General features: G+C 75.7%; 7 protein-coding genes and 1 rRNA gene. 1 reads left to right on the top strand and 7 read right to left on the bottom strand.

Going from position 1 to position 17,542, the window contains the following annotated elements:
- Nucleotides 1-8: 8 nt before the first annotated feature.
- On the top strand, nt 9-4,025 hold the full coding sequence (locus tag ABZ881_RS05745) for a hypothetical protein (RefSeq protein ID WP_358482128.1): 4,017 nt from the start codon (nt 9-11) through the stop codon (nt 4,023-4,025).
- A 7-nt stretch (nt 4,026-4,032) separates the two neighbouring features.
- Here ABZ881_RS05745 and ABZ881_RS05740 read toward each other — a convergent pair whose 3' ends face one another.
- The 7 genes from ABZ881_RS05740 to rrf form a co-directional block, all read right to left on the bottom strand.
- Nucleotides 4,033-4,680 carry a hypothetical protein gene (locus ABZ881_RS05740; protein WP_358482126.1) on the bottom strand — a complete coding sequence of 216 codons (648 nt, stop codon included), beginning with the start codon at nt 4,678-4,680 and terminating at the stop codon, nt 4,033-4,035.
- Nucleotides 4,677-5,102 (bottom strand): thioesterase family protein, encoded by a 426-nt coding sequence (locus ABZ881_RS05735; RefSeq protein WP_358482124.1) that lies wholly within the window; start codon nt 5,100-5,102, stop codon nt 4,677-4,679. The genes ABZ881_RS05740 and ABZ881_RS05735 overlap by 4 nt, the downstream gene beginning before the upstream one ends.
- Before the next feature lie 21 nt (nt 5,103-5,123).
- A complete protein-coding gene (locus ABZ881_RS05730) occupies nt 5,124-10,010 on the bottom strand; it encodes an NAD-glutamate dehydrogenase (protein WP_358482121.1) in 4,887 nt (1,628 codons plus the stop codon).
- 118 nt (nt 10,011-10,128) lie between these two features.
- Nucleotides 10,129-14,148, bottom strand: a complete 4,020-nt coding sequence (locus ABZ881_RS05725) for a hypothetical protein (protein ID WP_358482120.1) — start codon at nt 14,146-14,148, stop codon at nt 10,129-10,131.
- A 102-nt stretch (nt 14,149-14,250) separates the two neighbouring features.
- Nucleotides 14,251-15,927 (bottom strand): energy-dependent translational throttle protein EttA, encoded by a 1,677-nt coding sequence (ettA, locus tag ABZ881_RS05720; protein WP_344024977.1) that lies wholly within the window; start codon nt 15,925-15,927, stop codon nt 14,251-14,253.
- 25 nt (nt 15,928-15,952) lie between these two features.
- A complete protein-coding gene (ssb, locus tag ABZ881_RS05715; RefSeq protein WP_358482119.1) occupies nt 15,953-16,519 on the bottom strand; it encodes a single-stranded DNA-binding protein in 567 nt (188 codons plus the stop codon).
- 934 nt (nt 16,520-17,453) lie between these two features.
- Nucleotides 17,454-17,542 (bottom strand): 5S ribosomal RNA (rrf, locus tag ABZ881_RS05710); the annotation flags it as partial.

Genomic DNA, 17,542 nt, shown 5'->3' with positions numbered 1-17,542 from the left:
CAGAACGCATGACGTCGGCGCCCGGCCAGCCGGGACGTGACGACGCCGCGGAACCGGACCCTGACGGGCTCGGCGAGGCGATCCGGACCGGCCGCGTCCCCGTGGTCCCGGGATCCCTCGTCGACCTGGTGATGCGGTCGGGTTCCGCACGCTCCCCCGATGCCGGCACCGACGACGCCGCGACCGACGACGCCGGCACGGCCGATGCCACCGGTGTGACCGGCCCGGCTCCCGCTGCGGGGCCGTCCGGCGGGGCACCGGTGGAGACGTCCGCGACCTCCGGTCCGGCGGCGTCCACCGGTTCCGGGTTCGCCGATCTGGTCCGTGGGCGCAACGGTCGCGCCGATGCCTCGGGCGGGGGGGCCGGCGTCGCGCCGGGCGCACCATCGGTGACCGGCCCGCGGCCGACGCCGTCGCCGCGCCCCGGCCCGGCGGCCGCCGACGTCGCACAGAGCAGCGGCCACCGCGACGACACCGGCAGCAGCGACGGCACCGGCAGTGGCGACAACACCGCCAGTGGCGACGGCACCGGTCACGACGGCCGCACCGGCACCGGTCACGACGGGGCCGGCCACACCGGCACCGAGCCCGCCGCGGCCGACCGGGAGGCGCCGGACACCGGCCCGGCCCCCGGCACGCACGGCGACGACCCGTCGCACTACGACGGCACCGGCGGCACCGGCGGCACGGACAGCACCGACAGCACCGACAGCACCGACGGCACCGACGGCTACTACGCCGATCTCGGCGACCTCGGTGACGACCCGCTCGGGGTCGGGCCGCTGCCCGACGACGCCGGTGACACCGACGACCCGCTGCACACCCCTGCGGACCGGTTCGCACCACCGCCGTCGTTCGCGCCCGACGTCGACGCCTCCGCGAACGGCACCACCCCCGTCCGCACCGGCTCGATCAGCGCCGGCCCCACCGGCGCCGACCGATCCGGCACCAGCCCGGACGGCGCCACCACGGACAGCCCCGCCACCGACGGCCCCACACCGGCCGACCGGCACCGGGACACCCCTGCCCACGGCCACCCGGTCCCCGGCGCCGACCCGGACAGCTCGTCCGGTTCGACCGGACCGGCGACGACCGGCCCGGCGAGCAGCAGCGACCATGCGGGCCAGACCGGACACGGCGCAGGCCCCGCGCACCCGGCAACGACCGGCGATCCCGCAGCCTCGACCCACCCGGCAGAGACCGGCGGGCCGGCGGGCCCGGCAGCCTGGGCACACCCCGCCGGCCAGGCCGACCGTCCGGGCTCCGCGACGAACCACCCGGACCCGGCAGCCACCCCGGGCGCCCCCGACGCACCGGCGGACAGCCCGTCCACCGGCCGGCCGGACGCCGCCGGCCGGTCCGGACCGGCCGGCGCCGGGGACCCGGCCGCGACCCCGGCCGCCGGGCGCCCCCGCATGGGTGGCGACCGGTCCGCTCCCGGTGACGCGCCGCCGACCCAGCCGGCCCCGACCGTGGTGCCCCCGATCGCACCGTCGCCCCGCCCGCTGGACGACGGCGACGCCCCCGCGGTCAGGCCCGTCCGGTCGGCCCGGGCCGACGCCCCCGCCACCGGCGGCACGACGTCCAAGCGCTGGCCGCCCCGGCCCGGCGCGGACGGCGGCCCGGAGACCGACATCCTGCCGCCCGGCGCGCTGCTCGGGCACTACCCGAGCGCGTCCGCGGACACCGCCGAGCCGGGCGGGCCGACCGCGGACGCGCGGCCGGCGACCCCGTCGTCCGGGGTCCGCCCGACGATGCCCGGTCGGCGCAGGCCCGCCCCGGAGAACACCGAGCGGGAGTCCGCGCCGCGGCCCCCGATGGGCGGCACACCGTCCGGTCCCGCGATGGCCGGCCTGTCCGGCAACGACCTGTTCGCCACCCCCGGTGGCGGTGGCACCGGTCGCGGCTTCGGCGAGCTCCCCGGCCGCACCGCCCGGGACGCCGAGCAGGGCGGCCACACCCGCCGCGACGACACCTCCACCGACGCCGGTCACCGCGGCGACGACCGGCCCGCGGAACCCGGTCGGCCGGACCCGCGCGACGAGCCCGCCCGCGGCGCCCCGGTGCACGGCAGCGGCGGCACCGGGCGGAACCCGCTCCCCACCGACACGACGACCGCCGGCCCCCCGGCGCGCCGCGGCGGCCCCGGGCCGACCGGCCTGACCGGGCCGACCGGGCCGCCCCGACCGGCAGGCCCGGCCGGTGCCGAGGCGACCGGCGGGATGCCGCCCACCGGCAGCAGAACCGGCGCGCAGCCCTACCCGCGGCCCGGTGACCACGCGCCGTGGGCAGCACCGGACGGCCGCTCCCAGCACGATCCCGCCCGCCGAGCGCCCCGGCCGGCGGCGTCCGACGCCACCGTGACCATCCCCGCCCTCGACGACGACGGCCGTCCCCGGCACGCGATCACCCCGCCGCCCGGGCGCGGCCCCCGCCCGGTCACCGGCCGGCCCCCGCAGGACGGCCCGGCGCCGTCGGCCCGGCACGGCCGGGACGGCGACGGGACGGACGCCACCGCACGGGTCGCAGCGGTGTTCCCCGCGCCGGCCCGTACCCCGGCCCACGGACCGGCCCACGAGGGACCGCCACCCGGCGACGCCCCCCGCCCACCGGAGCAGCGCAACGGCACCCCCGCTGCCCGCACCACCGCCGACCCCACCGGCCGCCACGGCACCGACAGCAACGACGGCAGCGGCAGCAGCAGCACCGACAGCACCGACAGCACCGACGGCACCGGCGGTGCCGGGACCGGGAACATCGCGGCCGCCGCGTCGGTGGGTGCCGTGTCGGTCGCCGCGGCCCGCGCCGCATCCGGTCGGGACGGCGCGGTCACCGGCACCGGGCCCCGCACCGAGGTGCGGCCGGCCGCCGACCAGGGGTCCGGGTCCGGCAAGCCGATCACCCCGCGCCGCGAGGCGATCATGTCCGCGAAGCCGCGCAACGGCCGCCGCGGGGTGTCACCGGCCGGGCTGGCGATCGCACTCGCGATCGTGCTGCTCGGCACCCTGACCCTGTGGGCGATGTTCTCCCCCGGGTCCGACGGGGACGGCACCGGCGCGGACCGCGCCGCCACCGAGGGCACCCCCGCCGCCGGTCTCGGGCCGCGTCCCGATGCCGGCCCGGCCGCGGCGAGCGCGTCCCGGCCGACGGTCCGGGCCACCGTCGGGGTCGGCGCGGAACCGGTCGCGGTCGCGGCCACCGCGGACGGCCGGACGGCCCTGGTCGCGGTGGCCGACGACCCGCGCCTGCTGGTGCTCGACGGCGCCACCGACACCGTCACCGCCGAGATCCTGCTCCCGGCGACCCCGCAGGGCGTGACCACGTCCCCGGACGGCGCCCGGGCGTTCGTCAGCCTCACCGGCCCCGAGGGCGGGCAGCTCGCCGTCGTCGACGTGCCGGGGGCGTCCGTTATCGGCACCACGTCGACGACGGCCGATCCGGCGGGCGCCGTCGTCGCCCCGGACGGCCGGTTCCTGTACGTGCCCTCGCGCACCGACGGCGTCGTCGACGAGCTGGACCCGTACGCCGGGACGGTCACCCGCTCCGTCCCGGTCTCCCGGGACCCGTTCGCGGCCGCCGGCAACGACACCGGGGACCGCATCTACCTCGCGACCCGCGGCGCCGACCAGCTCACCGTGCTGGACCCGAGCAGCCTCACCGTGCTCCGCAGCTATCCGGTGCGCGGCGGCGCGGAGGCCGTCGCGGTGTCCGCCGGGCCGGAGACCCAGGTCGCCGTCGGCGGCCCGGACTCGGACACCGTCACCGTGCTCGATCCGACCGACGGCCGGGAGGTCGCCGGCGTCGAGACCCGGGGCGGCCCCACCGGCCTGGCCTTCGCCCCCGACGGCAGGCACCTCTACGCCGTCACCGACCAGGGTCTGCAGGTGATCCGCACGTCGACCTGGCGGGTGGCCGGCACCACCGACGTCGCGCTGAACCCGACCGCGATCGCCGTCTCCGCGGACGGCCGCACCGGCTGGGTCACCGGCGACGGCGAGGTCAGCGTGCTCGACCTCGGTTCCTGAACCGGGATCAGGCGGTGACCATCAGCGGCAGCGACACCACCCGGCGTCGCACGACGGCGCCGTAGCGGGCGTCCAGCCGCACCCAGGAACCGGACGCCGACACCCGCACCCGGGGCCCGTCCCCGGCGCCGCCGGGACCGGAGCCCAGGAAGCCCATCCCGGACATCGCGAACAGCACCCGCATCGGCACCGTCACCGGGCGGCCCGGTTCCGGCGGTGACACCGTCAGCACCGTCTGGTCCAGCAGCGACGCCGGCGGCCCCATCGGCCCGGCGTGCTCGCGGGCCAGGGCCAGTCCGCGATCGGCCAGCCCGTCCAGCTCGTCGGCGGGGACGTCGTCGACCAGCGCCCAGCCGTCCTCCGGCGGCAGCTCCTCGAACCAGGCCGCGCCCGGCCCGGGATCGATCTCCTCGGCCCGTTCCACCGCGAGCGCGGTCAGCAGCGACGACGCGTGCGCCGTCACCGGCCCGCCGCCGTCCAGGGTGCCGGTCACCGACCGGGTGACGAGCACGTCGAACGGGGTCCGCGCCCACGCCGTGACCCGATCACCGGCGGCCGTCAGCCGGATCGCCGCCGCGTCGTCGAGCCGCGCCACCCGCGCGGTGAACGCGCCGAGATCGTCCCGCTCGGTCACGTCGGCCAGCCGCAGGATCACGAGACCTCCCCCAGGTGCCGCTTCAGGTAGTCGCGCTCGCCGTCGGTGAGCCGACGCGGCCGAGCGGCGTCCAGATCGTAGAGCGCCATCCTGGTGGACGCGGTCACCGCGACCGGATCGTCCGGTCCCGGCCCGTCGTGCAGCAGGTAGTCCAGGGTGAACGACGCTGCCCGCAGGTCCCGCACGGTGATCTCCACCCGCAGCGGTTCGGACCGCCACGGCAGCTGCCGCTTGTACTCCACGTTCAGCCCGGCGACCAGCAGCCCGGACGAGAACCCGGTCAGTCCCTCCTCGCCGGCGCCGGTGAAGGCCAGCGCGACGCGGGCCTCCTCGAGCAGCGTGACGATCCGGGCGTGGTTGACGTGCCGGTAGGCGTCCTGGTCGGTCCAGCGGAGCGGGACCTGCGCGACGAAAGCGGACATACGCCCGAGTGTCCCCGACCGCTACCGGGCCAGGCCACGCAGCTGGCGCGAGATCACCGACAGCGTCGCGAGGTCCAGCGAGGCGGACGCCCCGATCTCCTCCAGCGCGGTCCGCGCCCGGGACAGCTTCGACGCGTTCGCCTGCTCCCACGCGGCGACGGCCTCGGTGACGCCGGTGCCCGGCGGGGTCTCTCGCAGCGCGTCGAGGGTGATCGAGCGCAGCGAGCCGTACAGGTCGTCGCGCAGCGCGAGCCGGGCCAGCGCGTGCCAGCGGTCGCCGCGGTCGAGCCTGCTGACGGCGGTGAGCGCCTGGTCGACGCCGAGGTGCTCGGACAGCGCGTAGTACAGCCGAGCGACCTCGTCGGCCGGGCGGGGCTCCTTCTCCCGGTCCGACAGCTCGACGAGCTCGACGACGTCGAGCAGCCCGTAGGCGTACAGCGACAGTGCCGCCGGTTCGACGAGCGCCTCCGGCACACCGGACGCCCGCAGCGCCGCCGCCCGGTCCCGGACGGCCGCCAGCTCGCGGCCCTGCAGCAGCTCGGGCAGCTGCCGGCGCAGCTGCGCGATCGGGTCGGCGAACCGGCTGATCTCGGCGCCGACGGCGAGTGGCTGTGGCCGGTTCGTGAGGAACCACCGTGACACCCGGTCCAGCAGCCTGCGGGACTCCAGCACGACGGCGTCGGCGACCGACACCGGGACGTCCGCGGTCCGGACCATCTCCCACAGCTCGGGCAGCGCGAACACCCGGGTGGTGACGGCCCAGGCCCGCGTCACGTCGTCCGGCCCGGCGGCCAGCTCCTCACCCAGCCGGAACGCGTAGCTGATCCCGGCGCCGTCGACCATCTGGTTCACCAGCCGGGTGCCGATGATCTCCCGGCGCAGCGGGTGGTTGCGGACGGCGTGGTCGAACCGTTCGCGCAGCGGGGCCGGGAAGTAGGCGGGCAGCGTCGCGGCGAACGCCGGCCGGTCCGGCAGGTCTGTCTGCAGCAGCCGGTCGGTCAGGTCCAGCTTGGCATGGGCGAGCAGGGTCGCCAGCTCGGGGCTGGTGAGACCGAGGCCGTCGGCGGCGAGCCCGTCGAACCCGGCCGGATCGGGCAGTACCTCCAGCTCGCGGTCCAGCCCGGTCCGCTCGACGAGATCGGTGACCATCCGGCCGTGCACGCCGACCATGTCGGCGGCGTGCGCCCTGGCGACGCCGAGGACGGCGTTCTGCGCGATGTTGTCGGCGAGCACCAGGTCGGCGACCTCGTCGGTCATCGACTCCAGCAGCGCGTTGCGCGCCGGGGTGTCCAGTTTTCCCTCGGCGACCGGCCGGTCGAGCAGGATCTTGATGTTGACCTCGTGGTCGGAGCAGTCGACGCCTGCCGAGTTGTCGATGGCGTCGGTGTTGATCCGGCCGCCGGCCCTGGCGAACTCGATCCGGCCGCGCTGGGTGAGGCCCAGGTTGCCGCCCTCACCGACGACATGCACCCGCAGTTCCCGCCCGTCGACCCGGATGAGGTCGTTGGCCTTGTCGCCGACCTCGGCGTTGGACTCGTCGGACGCCTTCACGTACGTCCCGATGCCGCCGTTCCACAGCAGATCGGCGGGGGCCAGCAGGATGGCGTGGATGAGCTCCGGCGGGGAGAGCCGGGTGACGCCGTCGGGCAGGCCGAGCGCGGCGCGGATCTCCGGGCCGACCGGCACCGACTTGGCAGTCCGCGGCCACACCCCGCCACCGGCGCTGATCAGCGTGCGGTCGTAGTCCTCCCAGGACGACCGGGGCAGCTCGAACAGCCTGCGCCGCTCGGCGTAGGAGGTCGCGGCGACCGGATCCGGGTCGACGAACACGTGCCGGTGGTCGAACGCGGCGACCAGCCGGATGTGCTCGGAGAGCAGCATCCCGTTGCCGAACACGTCACCGGACATGTCCCCGACGCCGACGACGGTGAACTCCTCGGTCTGGGTGTCCAGGCCGCGCTCGGCGAAGTGCCGCTTCACCGACTCCCAGGCGCCGCGCGCGGTGATGCCCATGGCCTTGTGGTCGTAGCCGACGGAGCCGCCGGAGGCGAACGCGTCACCGAGCCAGAAGCCGTACGACGCGGCGACCGAGTTGGCGAGATCGGAGAACGTCGCGGTGCCCTTGTCGGCGGCGACGACGAGGTAGGAGTCGTCGCCGTCGTGCCGCACGACGTCCGGCGGCGGCAGCGTCTGGGTGCTGCCGTCCGGCCGGGTCAGCAGGTTGTCGGTGACGTCGAGCAGGCCGGAGATGAAGGTCGTGTAGCACTCGCGCACGTGCTCGGGTGACGGCGACGGCGTCCGCACGACGAAGCCGCCCTTCGCGCCGACCGGCACGATAACCGCGTTCTTCACCGCCTGCGCCTTCACCAGCCCGAGGATCTCGGTGCGGTAGTCCTGCTGGCGGTCGGAGAACCGCAGCCCGCCGCGGGCGACCGGCCCGAAGCGCAGGTGCACGCCCTCCACCCCGGGCGCGTACACGAAGATCTCGTACTTGGGCCGGGGCGGCGGCATGTCCGGCACGGCGGCCGGGTCGAGCTTGAACGAGAAGAACGGCCTGCCCCGGAACCAGTTGGTCCGCAGCGTCGCCTCGATCACGGCGAGCAGCCCGCGCAGGATCCGGTCCGCGTCGAGGCCGCTGACCTGGTCGATCAGCGTGGTCGCGTGCTCGAGCGCGCGGTGGTGCGCGGCCTCCCGTTCGACCGGGTCGGCGCGGTCCGGGTCGAACCGGGCCCGGAACAGGGTGATCAGGGCCTGCGCGACGTCCGGGTGCGCGACCAGGACGTTCGCCGTGTACTGCAGGGTGAACCGGCCGCCGACCTGGCGGGTGTAGCGGCTGTAGGCGCGCAGGACGGCCGCCTCCCGCCAGTGCAGCCCGGCGCGCAGCACCAGCGCGGAGAACCGGTCGGACTCCGCGTCGCCGCGCCACGCGGCCGCGAACGCCTCCTCGAACCGGGTCCCGGCGTCCTCCACCGCGACGGCCGGTGCGGCGGGCGCCCCGGCGGGTTCCGGGGCGCGGACGCCGAAGTCGTAGAGCCAGCAGCCGCGCCCGCCGGGCAGGGTGAACTCGTAGGGCCGCTCGTCGACGACGTCGATGTCGAGCTGCTGCAGCAGCGGCAGCATCCGGGTCAGCGTCGCCGGGGAGTCGCGCAGGTAGAGCGCGAACCGGATGTCGTCGTCCGCGCCGCGGTAGAGGCGCAGGTCGAACGCGTCGCCATCACCTGCACCGGCACCGGCACTGTCACCACCGCCCGCACCGAGTGTCATCACCCGGCGCAGGTCCTCGACGGCGTGCCGGGGCGCGACCCCGGCCTTGTAGGACCGGGGGACGCCGGCCAGCAGCGGCCGGGCCGCCGCGCCGGCGTCGCCGAGGGCGGCGACCAGCAGGTCGTCCCAGGTCCGGGTGGCCTCGGCGACCTCGTCCTGCAGCCGGGACACATCCACCTCGGCCGGATCGGCCGCCGGGTCGGTGGTGATGGTCAGGTGCAGCATCGCCAGCTCGGCGTCGCCGACCTGCGCGGTGTAGGTGGTGTCGGTGCCGCCGAGCCTGCTGCGCAGGATCTCGGTGATCCGCAACCGGGTGTCGGTCGTGTAGCGATCGCGGGGCAGGTAGACCAGGCAGGTCAGGAAGCGGCGGTACGGGTCGGGATGCACGAACAGCCGCACCGCGCGCCGGGCGCTGGCCTCCAGGACACCGACGCCGGTGTCGTGCAGCCGCTGCTCCGACGACGCGAACAGCTCGGCCCGCGGCAGCACCGAGAAGACCTCGAGCATCTGCTGCCCGGAGTAGGAGTCGGCGGGGAACCCGGCGCGCCGGATCGCACCCCGGACCCGGCGGGCGACCACCGGGATGTCGAGGACGGACTCGTGCCGGGCCGGCACGGTGAGCATGCCGAGGAAGCGGTGCTCCCCGGTGACGGTGCCGTCGGCGGCGCGGGTCCGGACACCGACGTAGTACGGGTGCACCGCCCGCAGCACCCGGCTGCGTTCCCCGGCGCGGGTGATGAGCAACAGCCCCGCCGGGTCGCCGGCGCCGCTGTTCCCGGTCCAGGTCTCCCCGGGGAGGAACACGTTGGCCCCGGCGTCGTGCGGGCGCAGCACACCCAGGCCGGTCTCGGTGTCGGGCTGCAGGCGGCCGTCGCGGCGCGAGTAGTGCCGGTACCCGACGAACACGAAATGGTCGTCGACCAGCCAGCGCAGCAGGTCGGCGACCTCGGCCGGGTGCACGTCGTCGCCCGGGTCCGGCGCGGTGACGGTCCCGGCGCCGGTGAGATCGTCGGCCACGACGCGCGCCCGCAGGGTCATCGCGGCCGTGTCGTCGACGATCTGCCGGACGTCGGACAGCGTCCGTTCCAGCTCGGCCCGCAGCGCCTCCGGATCGAGCCCGCCGCCGGAGGCCCCGTTCCCGGGGAGGCCGCCCTCGTCGGCCCTGCCCTCGTGCACCACGTCGAGGTGCATCCAGGACTCGGCGAGCGCGTCGCCGGGGCGGCCGGGATCGGCCTCGGTGTCGACACCGCGCAGGGTGCCCGCCGCGTCGCGGTGGACGACCAGGATCGGGTGCACGACCCGGCGCACCGTGCCGCCCGCCCGCCCGACCCCGGCGATGACCGACTCGACCAGGTAGGGCATGTCGTCGGTGACGATGTCGACCGTCGCCGCGCCCCCGACGCCGGGGACGACCCGGATGACGGCCCGGCCGGGCGCGCGGCGCGCGGCGAGCGCGAGATGCGCGTCGACGACCGCTGCCGGGCCCGGCAGCGCAGCGCCGTCGGTGCTCTCCGGCTCGGGGGTGTGCCGGGCGTAGTGACGGACCAGGGCCGCGGCGGCGCTGCTGCCCGGGCGCGGTTCACCGCCCGCCGACGCGCCGAGGTCGGTCCTGTCTCCGGTGTCGCCCGTCGTACCGCTGCTCACGTCCCACTCCGACCCGCGTGTGTTGGCGGCCGTCACCCTATCCCGTGAGGGTGACGGCGCCGGGCACTCTGCGGAAACCCGGAACGGGGTCGCGAGCGGGCCGTTCCTACAGGCCGGATCAGATCTCGCGGTACGCGGCGAGCGCCCCGGCCAGGAGATCGGCCATGCTCATGTTCTCGGGGATCTCGGCCGGATCGCCGGACGTGGTCGTGGCGGCGTCGGACGGTGTGGCCTCGGTGGGCGGTGTGTTCCCGCCGGTGACCGCCGCGGCAGCGCCGCCGCTCGTGCCCGGTCGCCCCGGGGCGGGCCGGTCGGCCGGGCCGGCCGCAGCCGGTTCGCCGGCCCCCGGGGTCGCGTCGGTCGCGTCGTCGTCGGCCGGCGGGGCGCTCGCCCGCCGCACCGTGCGGGCACCGGGCACCGGCCCGGCACCGGATGCCGCGCCACGCTCCCGCCGGACCGTGCGGGCACCGGACTCCGGCTCGGCACCGGACGCGACCCCGGGCTCCCGCCCGACCCTGCGGGCACCGGACACCGGCCCGGCACCGGACTCCGTCGCCAGGGCTCCCGCCTCCCGGGGCCCGGAGTCCGTGGGTGCGGTGGACCGGCCTTCCGTGCCCGGACCGGACCGGGACCGGGCCCCGGCGTCGTGGTCACCCGGACCGGGCCGCGCCCCGGCCGGGGCGTCGGCATCGGCATCGGCATCGGCATCGGCATCGGCATCGGCATCGGCGCCAGGGTCGGGGTCGGCACCGGGGTCGGCTGGGTCTGCGAACAGGTCGGCGCCGCTGCGCGGGCCGTTCCCGCCGACCAGGTCGCCGAAGAGCCCGCCGGGCCGGTCCGCCGACCACGCGGTCCGGTAGACGTCGCGGGTGTGCGACCGGGCGGCCGCTTCGGATCCCGGTTCCAGCACCGACGTGGGCCCCGGGTCCGGCCTCGCCACCTGCATCGGCCCCGACTCCGGGTCCAGCCCCGACGCCGTCGTCGACCGCGGCTGCGAGTCCGGCCCAGGCGCCGCATCCGGACGGGACGCCTCGCCCGGAACGACCACCGGCTCCGGATCGACGGCGCGAACCGTCCACACGTCGTCGTGGCCGGCGGTGTCCCCCGCCAGCGTGAAGGGGCGTGCCGCGCCCGGCCGGCCGGGCCCCGATCCTGCCGCCGACGCGGCCGCCGGATCCCCGCCGGAGCGGCGGGCCCGCCCGTTCCGCTTCGGGAGCGCCCCCGGGCCGCTCCCCGTCGACACCGACGACCAGGCGACCGGCAGCCCGGCCCGGTCCCCGGCCGGATCCGGGTCCGCCTCGGCGGACCGGCTCCCGGTCACCGCCGACCCGGACAGGTCGATGTGCGCGCGGACCGCGTCGGCCAGCCTCCGGTCGGAGACACCCGCGCCGGGCGCCGACGGGTCACTCCCGACAGCCACCGGGTCGGTCCCCGCGGCCGCCGGATCGCTCCCCACGACCACGGAATCGCTTTCCGCAGCCGCCCGATCGCTCCCCCGGACCGCCGGGTCGTTCCCGGCGGCCGCCGCCCCGGCCGGTGCGCCGGTGGTGTGCACAGCATGCTCGGCAGCGGCGACCGACACGATGTCCCCGCCACCGTCGCCGGTCACCCCGCGGCGCGACTCACCGGCGACGTCGCGGCCACCGGTCCCGACGGGCGAATCCGTGCGCCGGCGCCCGCCACTGCCCGGCCGGACGGTGATCCCGGCCTTGAGCAGCGGCGCGACGTCCCCGTCCGCTGCACGACGCCGTCCCCCGCGCTCCTCCTCGGCGACGACGGACGCCAGATCGAGCGACCTCGCCATCGCGGGGCCCGCGACCGGGTCCGGACGGGGCGGCTGCCCGTCATCCCCGGTGCCCTCCGATCCCGGCGTCACGGCGGGCACCGCGGACACCGGCTGCCGGTCGGCGGCCGGCACCCAGGCCGCGGCGTCGACCCGGGCGGGCTCGTCCGGACCGGTCAACCGGCGAACGACCTCGTCGCCCTCGATGCCGTCCGGGCCGAGGGCGCGCAATCGCATCGCGGCCCCCTCGGGGAGGCCGCCCTGCGGGACACGATCGGCGAGATGGGTCGCGAGCGACCGGGCCCACAGCAGGACGGTCACCCGGTCTGCATCCGGGAGGGTGACCCGCACGGCGGCGGCATCGATACCCGCCGAACCGGACGGCGGCACCAGCCGGCGGGACCGCACTGCGATCTCGTGCAGCGTGCCCATCGCCTGCTCGGCGGGCACCGTCCGGCCATCGGCGTCGACGATGTCGACCAGGATCGAGCGCTCCACCGCCGCGGGGACGGCGGGCGTCCGCTCGGGTGCGGGGAGGCGCTCCGGCGCAGCGCGGCCCGGGATGTCCGCGGTCCGGGCGGCCCCGTTCAGAACGCCCCGCGCGGGCACTCGGGAGCGGCCGTTGGCGCGCAGCTCCGCGACCAGCTCGTCGGCGAGCGGGGTGCCGGCGTCGGCGGTGTCGACGCCCGCGGGATCCGGCTCGTCGGTACCGGCATCACGGGCACCCAGGGCATCCAGCACGCCGCGATCGGGGTGGTCGTCGTCGTGTGCCCCGGTGCGGGCCCGGCCGCCGGTGCCGAGGCCGCCCGCGGCGGCCGAACCCGGTGCAGCCCGGTCGGGTCGGCCCCTCGACGGCAGCCGGCCGTGCTCACCCGACGACCCCGACGAGCCGGACCATCCCGATCCGCTCCTCGGCGCAGGCACCGGATCCGGGCCGTCGACGGTGCCGAGCAGCCCGGACACCCCGAGCGGATCGTCCGGGTCGATCCCCGAGCGCGCCGTCGCGGACCGCCTGCCGGACGTCCCGGACTCGGCGGGCAGCTCCCCGCCGGCACCCGCCCAGCCCCGATCCGCACGCCCGGAGGTCGTGCCTGCAGGCTCGGCCGTCACGCCGGCCCCGCGTCCATGTGCGGCGACGATCCCGGACCAGGCGGGATCGCCGGACGCCGGACGCCCGCGGTCCTGATCCGCGTCCGCCTCAGCCGCCGTGCTCACCGGCACCGGCGACGGCCGGCGCCGCACGGCCGCACCGCGGGCCGGGGCCGCCTCCGGCAGCGGAAGCGCAGCCGCGACCGCCTGCCGGAACCGGCGGCCCCGGGCACGGTCGAGCCGATCGGCCTCGGCGGCCGCACGCATCGCCTCGAGCGCCTCGCGGTACCGGCCGGCGCCCTCGTACAGCTCCGACTGCGCGTTCCGGCAGGCCGCGACGAGTGCGGGGACGCCCGCGGCCGCGGCGCCCTCGGCGGCCTCGGCGAGCGCGCGCGACGCGTGGTCGGCCCGGCCCGCCTCCGCCCGCGCGAGCGTCAGCCGCAGCAGCACGCCCTGTCGTCCGGCGTCGGTGACATCGCGCTGCGCGGCAGCGGCCCGCACCGCCGCGAGCGGCACCCGACCGGCATCGAGCAGCGCCGTGATCCACTGGCTGAGCAGCGCGGCCGCGAGGTGCGCCGACAGCGGACGCGCCTCTGGCCGGGTGGGCGTCCAGCCCAGCTGCGCGAGCCCGCGCAGCGCGCAGTCCACCGCGCGGTCGTGCTCCCGGCAGGCCCGGTACACCGAACCGGCGACGAGCTCGGCGTACGCCGACGCCTCCCCGCCGAGCCGCCCGGCACACGACTCCGTGGCGGCGCGCAGCCCGGCAAGGTCGGCACCCGCCGGGTCGGCGAGCGCGCACCGCACCTCGACGGCCAGCCGGTCGAGACGGAGCAGGCCCGCCTCCTCGCCCGGGGCGTCGTCCGGCAACCCGGAGACGAGTGCCCGGGCGCTCTCCCACTCCCCGTCCGCCTGGGCGACGGCGGCCAGCACGACCCGCAGCCGGAAGGCCTCGGGCCGGCTCAGCAACGCCGCCCCGGGGGCCCGGGCGGGCACGGCGGGCACCGCCTCGTCGGGATCGCCGACACCGGTGACCCCGCCGAGTACGGCGGTGGCGACGTCACGGGCGTCACCGCCGGCCGACAACCCGTCGAGCAGCCAACCCGCGGCCTGGACCCAGTGCAGATCGTCACCGTCTGCAACGGCGCGCACGCAGGCGTGCCCGGCGAGCTCCGCGGTCAGCAGCGGACGCTGCCAACGCAGCGCCGCTGCTGTCCGCAGCTCGGCGGTTGCCGTACTACCGACACGATTTCCCAGGTCGGACGTCACATCGCCTCCTGTGGACACCACCGGCCGGATTGCACGTGCTGCGCCGTTGCGTCCGCTCTGCCCAGATCGGACCCGCCCGGGTTCGGCCCGGCGGCGTAGCGCTCAGTCGCGAGTGAGCTTACGGTGCGTGACTCGATGCGGTCGCGCCGCCTCCGCGCCGAGCCGTTCGATCTTGTTCTTCTCGTAGGCCTCGAAGTTGCCCTCGAACCAGAACCAGGCAGCCGGGTTCTCGTCGGTGCCCTCCCACGCGAGGATGTGCGTGCAAACGCGGTCGAGGAACCAGCGGTCGTGGGAAATCACGACGGCGCAGCCCGGGAACTGCTCCAGCGCGTTCTCCAGCGAACCGAGGGTCTCGACGTCCAGGTCGTTCGTCGGCTCGTCGAGCAGGATCAGGTTTCCACCCTGCTTGAGCGTCAGCGCCAGGTTGAGCCGGTTCCGCTCGCCACCGGAGAGGACCCCGGCCGGCTTCTGCTGGTCCGGGCCCTTGAAACCGAACGCCGCCACATACGCCCTGGACGGCATCTCCACGTTCCCGACCTGGATGAAGTCCAGGCCGTCGGAGACGATCTCGAAGACCGTCTTCTCCGGCGCGATACCGCCCCGGTTCTGGTCGACGTAGGAGAGCTTGACCGTATCGCCGATCCGCACCTCTCCCGAGTCCGGCTTCTCGAGCCCGACGATCGTCTTGAACAACGTCGTCTTGCCGACACCGTTCGGGCCGATGACCCCGACGATGCCGTTCCGCGGGAGCGTGAAGGACAGGTCCTTGATCAGCTGGCGGCCGTCGAAGCCCTTGTCCAGGTGCGAGACCTCCACGACCTGGTTACCCAGACGCGGCCCCGGCGGGATCTGGATCTCCTCGAAGTCCAGCTTGCGGTGCCGGTCGGCCTCGGCGGCCATCTCGTCGTACCGGTCGAGCCGGGAACGGCTCTTCGCCTGCCGCGCCTTCGGGTTGGATCGGACCCACGCCAGCTCCTCCTTCAGCCGCTTCTGCAGCTTGGCGTCCTTCTTGCCCTGGACGGCGAGCCGCTCCGCCTTCTTCTCCAGGTAGGTGGAGTAGTTGCCCTCGTACGGGAAGGTCCGGCCCCGGTCGAGCTCGAGGATCCAGCCCGCGACGTTGTCCAGGAAGTAGCGATCGTGGGTGACCGCCAGGACGGCGCCCGGGTAGTTCGCGAGGAACTGCTCCAGCCAGAGCACGCTCTCCGCGTCGAGGTGGTTGGTGGGCTCGTCGAGCAGGAGAAGGTCCGGGCTGGACAGCAGGAGCTTGCACAGCGCCACCCGGCGGCGCTCGCCACCGGACAGGTGGGTGACCTCCGCGTCGGGCGGCGGGCAGCGCAGGGCGTCCATCGCCTGCTCCAGCTGGGAGTCGATCTCCCACGCGTCGGCGTGGTCGAGCTCCTCCTGGAGCTGGCCCATCTCCTCCATCAGCTCGTCGGTGTAGTTGGTCGCCATCTCCTCGGCGATCGCGTTGTACCGGTCGAGCTTGACCTTGATGTCGCCGAGCCCCTCCTCGACATTGCCGAGAACGGTCTTCTCCTCGTTCAGAGGCGGCTCCTGCTGGAGGATCCCGACGGTTGCTCCCGGCTTGAGCGTCGCGTCACCGTTGTTCGCGTGCTCCAGCCCTGCCATGATCTTGAGGACGGTCGACTTCCCGGCCCCGTTCGGGCCCACCACGCCGATCTTCGCCCCCGGCAGGAAGCTGATCGACGCGTTCTCCAGGATGACCTTGTCGCCGTGCGCCTTGCGCACGTTCCGCATCGTGTAAATCAGGTCCGCCACGACAACGATGGTAGTTCGGTCGCACTCAGCCGTCGGAGGCCGGTGCGGTCGCCAGCTGCTCCTGCCTGATGCGGTCGACCATGCTGCGGCCCTCGACGTCCTCCCCGTCCACGTCGAAGGGTTCGTCGACGTCGTCCGGCTCGTCGGTCGGGGGCTCACCGACGACGACCTCCCAGCCGGATGCCGGCCGCCCGGTGCGGTCCTCCGCGGCGGCCTGCCGGTCCGGCCCGGGTGTCCGCGGAGGCACCAGGGCCGAGGAGTACTTCAGGTCGTATCCGACGCTGTCCGCCTCGATGCACAGAGTGCGGCGCAGCTCGCCCTCCCGTCCCACCCACTCGTCCATGTACATGCGGCCGACGACGATGACGGAGTGCCCCTTCCCCAGGGTGCCCGCGGCGTGCTCGGCGAGGCTCCGCCAGCAGGTCACGCGGTAGTACGTCCTCGACACGTCGCGCCACTCCTTGCTGACAGTGTCCAGCCGGCGGTAGTTCTCCGCGACGGTCAGTTCGACGACGGCGACACCGGTCGGCGTGTAACGGAGCTCGGGCTTGCGGGTCAGGTTGCCGATGACGGTGATGCGGTTGGCGGGCACGGGATCCTCCTGGGCGGCGGTTTCGCTGTCCCTACGAGGGTCGCGCCATCGGGACCGCCGGGACGGTCGGTTCGCGCAGCTGTGGATGTTTCGGGGCTATGTGGACAACTCGACGCCCGACCGGGCACGGGGCCGTCGGCTGTCGGTGCGATGTGCTTGCGTCACCGGTTCGATGAGGTGCCACCGGTAGCACCGGCGCTGGAGAGCTCGAGTCGGTGCGCAGCGCGGCCCGAGCGCGCCTCGCAGGCGATCCGGCCGGCCGGGGATGCGAACTGACCCGGAGTCGGTCACGAGCCGGGCAGCTCCACCGCCATCAGACCAACCCGGGGAGCAGCGCGGGCACCCACTGCACGGTTGCCAACGACGCGGTTGCCAACGACGTGATCGGCTACGACATGATCACCTGGAACGGGGCCGGTGACCCGCTCCGGGGCCGGGCCGACACGCGCTGCCTCCGCGCCGACACGCGCTGCGCGACGACCTCCGCCGCCGCACGCCGCAGCGTGCGCGGACCACGGCGCTGATGCAACCGCGCCGGTCCGAACCAGCCTGACCGGGCCCGACGCGGCCCACGGCAGCGTGCGCAGTCCGCCCACCAGCACTCCGACGGCCCACCGCCGATCGGCACGGGCCACCGCCGGCGATCGATACGGAGCAGCACCGGGCGCAGCGGCCCGGCGAACGGCGCCACCTACCGTGCTGCGCCGGCACTCGTGCCAGGTGTCGACGCCGGGCGGGCCAGCCGGTCCCTACTTCCTACCGCCCATCCTGGGCCGGAAACACGGTGCCGACACTCCGTGCAGTAGCGGTCGAGCGCCACGCCGGCGACGACGCCGAGACCGCTCCCACTGTCCGGCAGCCCCGCGCGGGACATCCGCCCCGGAACGCAGAAATGCCCCGGACCGAAGTCCGGGGCATCCCCACAAAAGTTGAATGTCGGCAGCGACCTACTCTCCCACACCCTGTCGAGTGCAGTACCATCGGCGCAGAAAGGCTTAGCTACCGGGTTCGGAATGGGACCGG

The sequence above is a fragment of the Pseudonocardia sp. NPDC046786 genome (assembly GCF_040645415.1).
GTDB classification, from domain to species: Bacteria; Actinomycetota; Actinomycetes; order Mycobacteriales; family Pseudonocardiaceae; genus Pseudonocardia; species Pseudonocardia kongjuensis.
The sequence above is the reverse complement of the archived record's forward strand: the minus strand, read 5'-3'. Positions and strand labels throughout refer to the sequence as shown.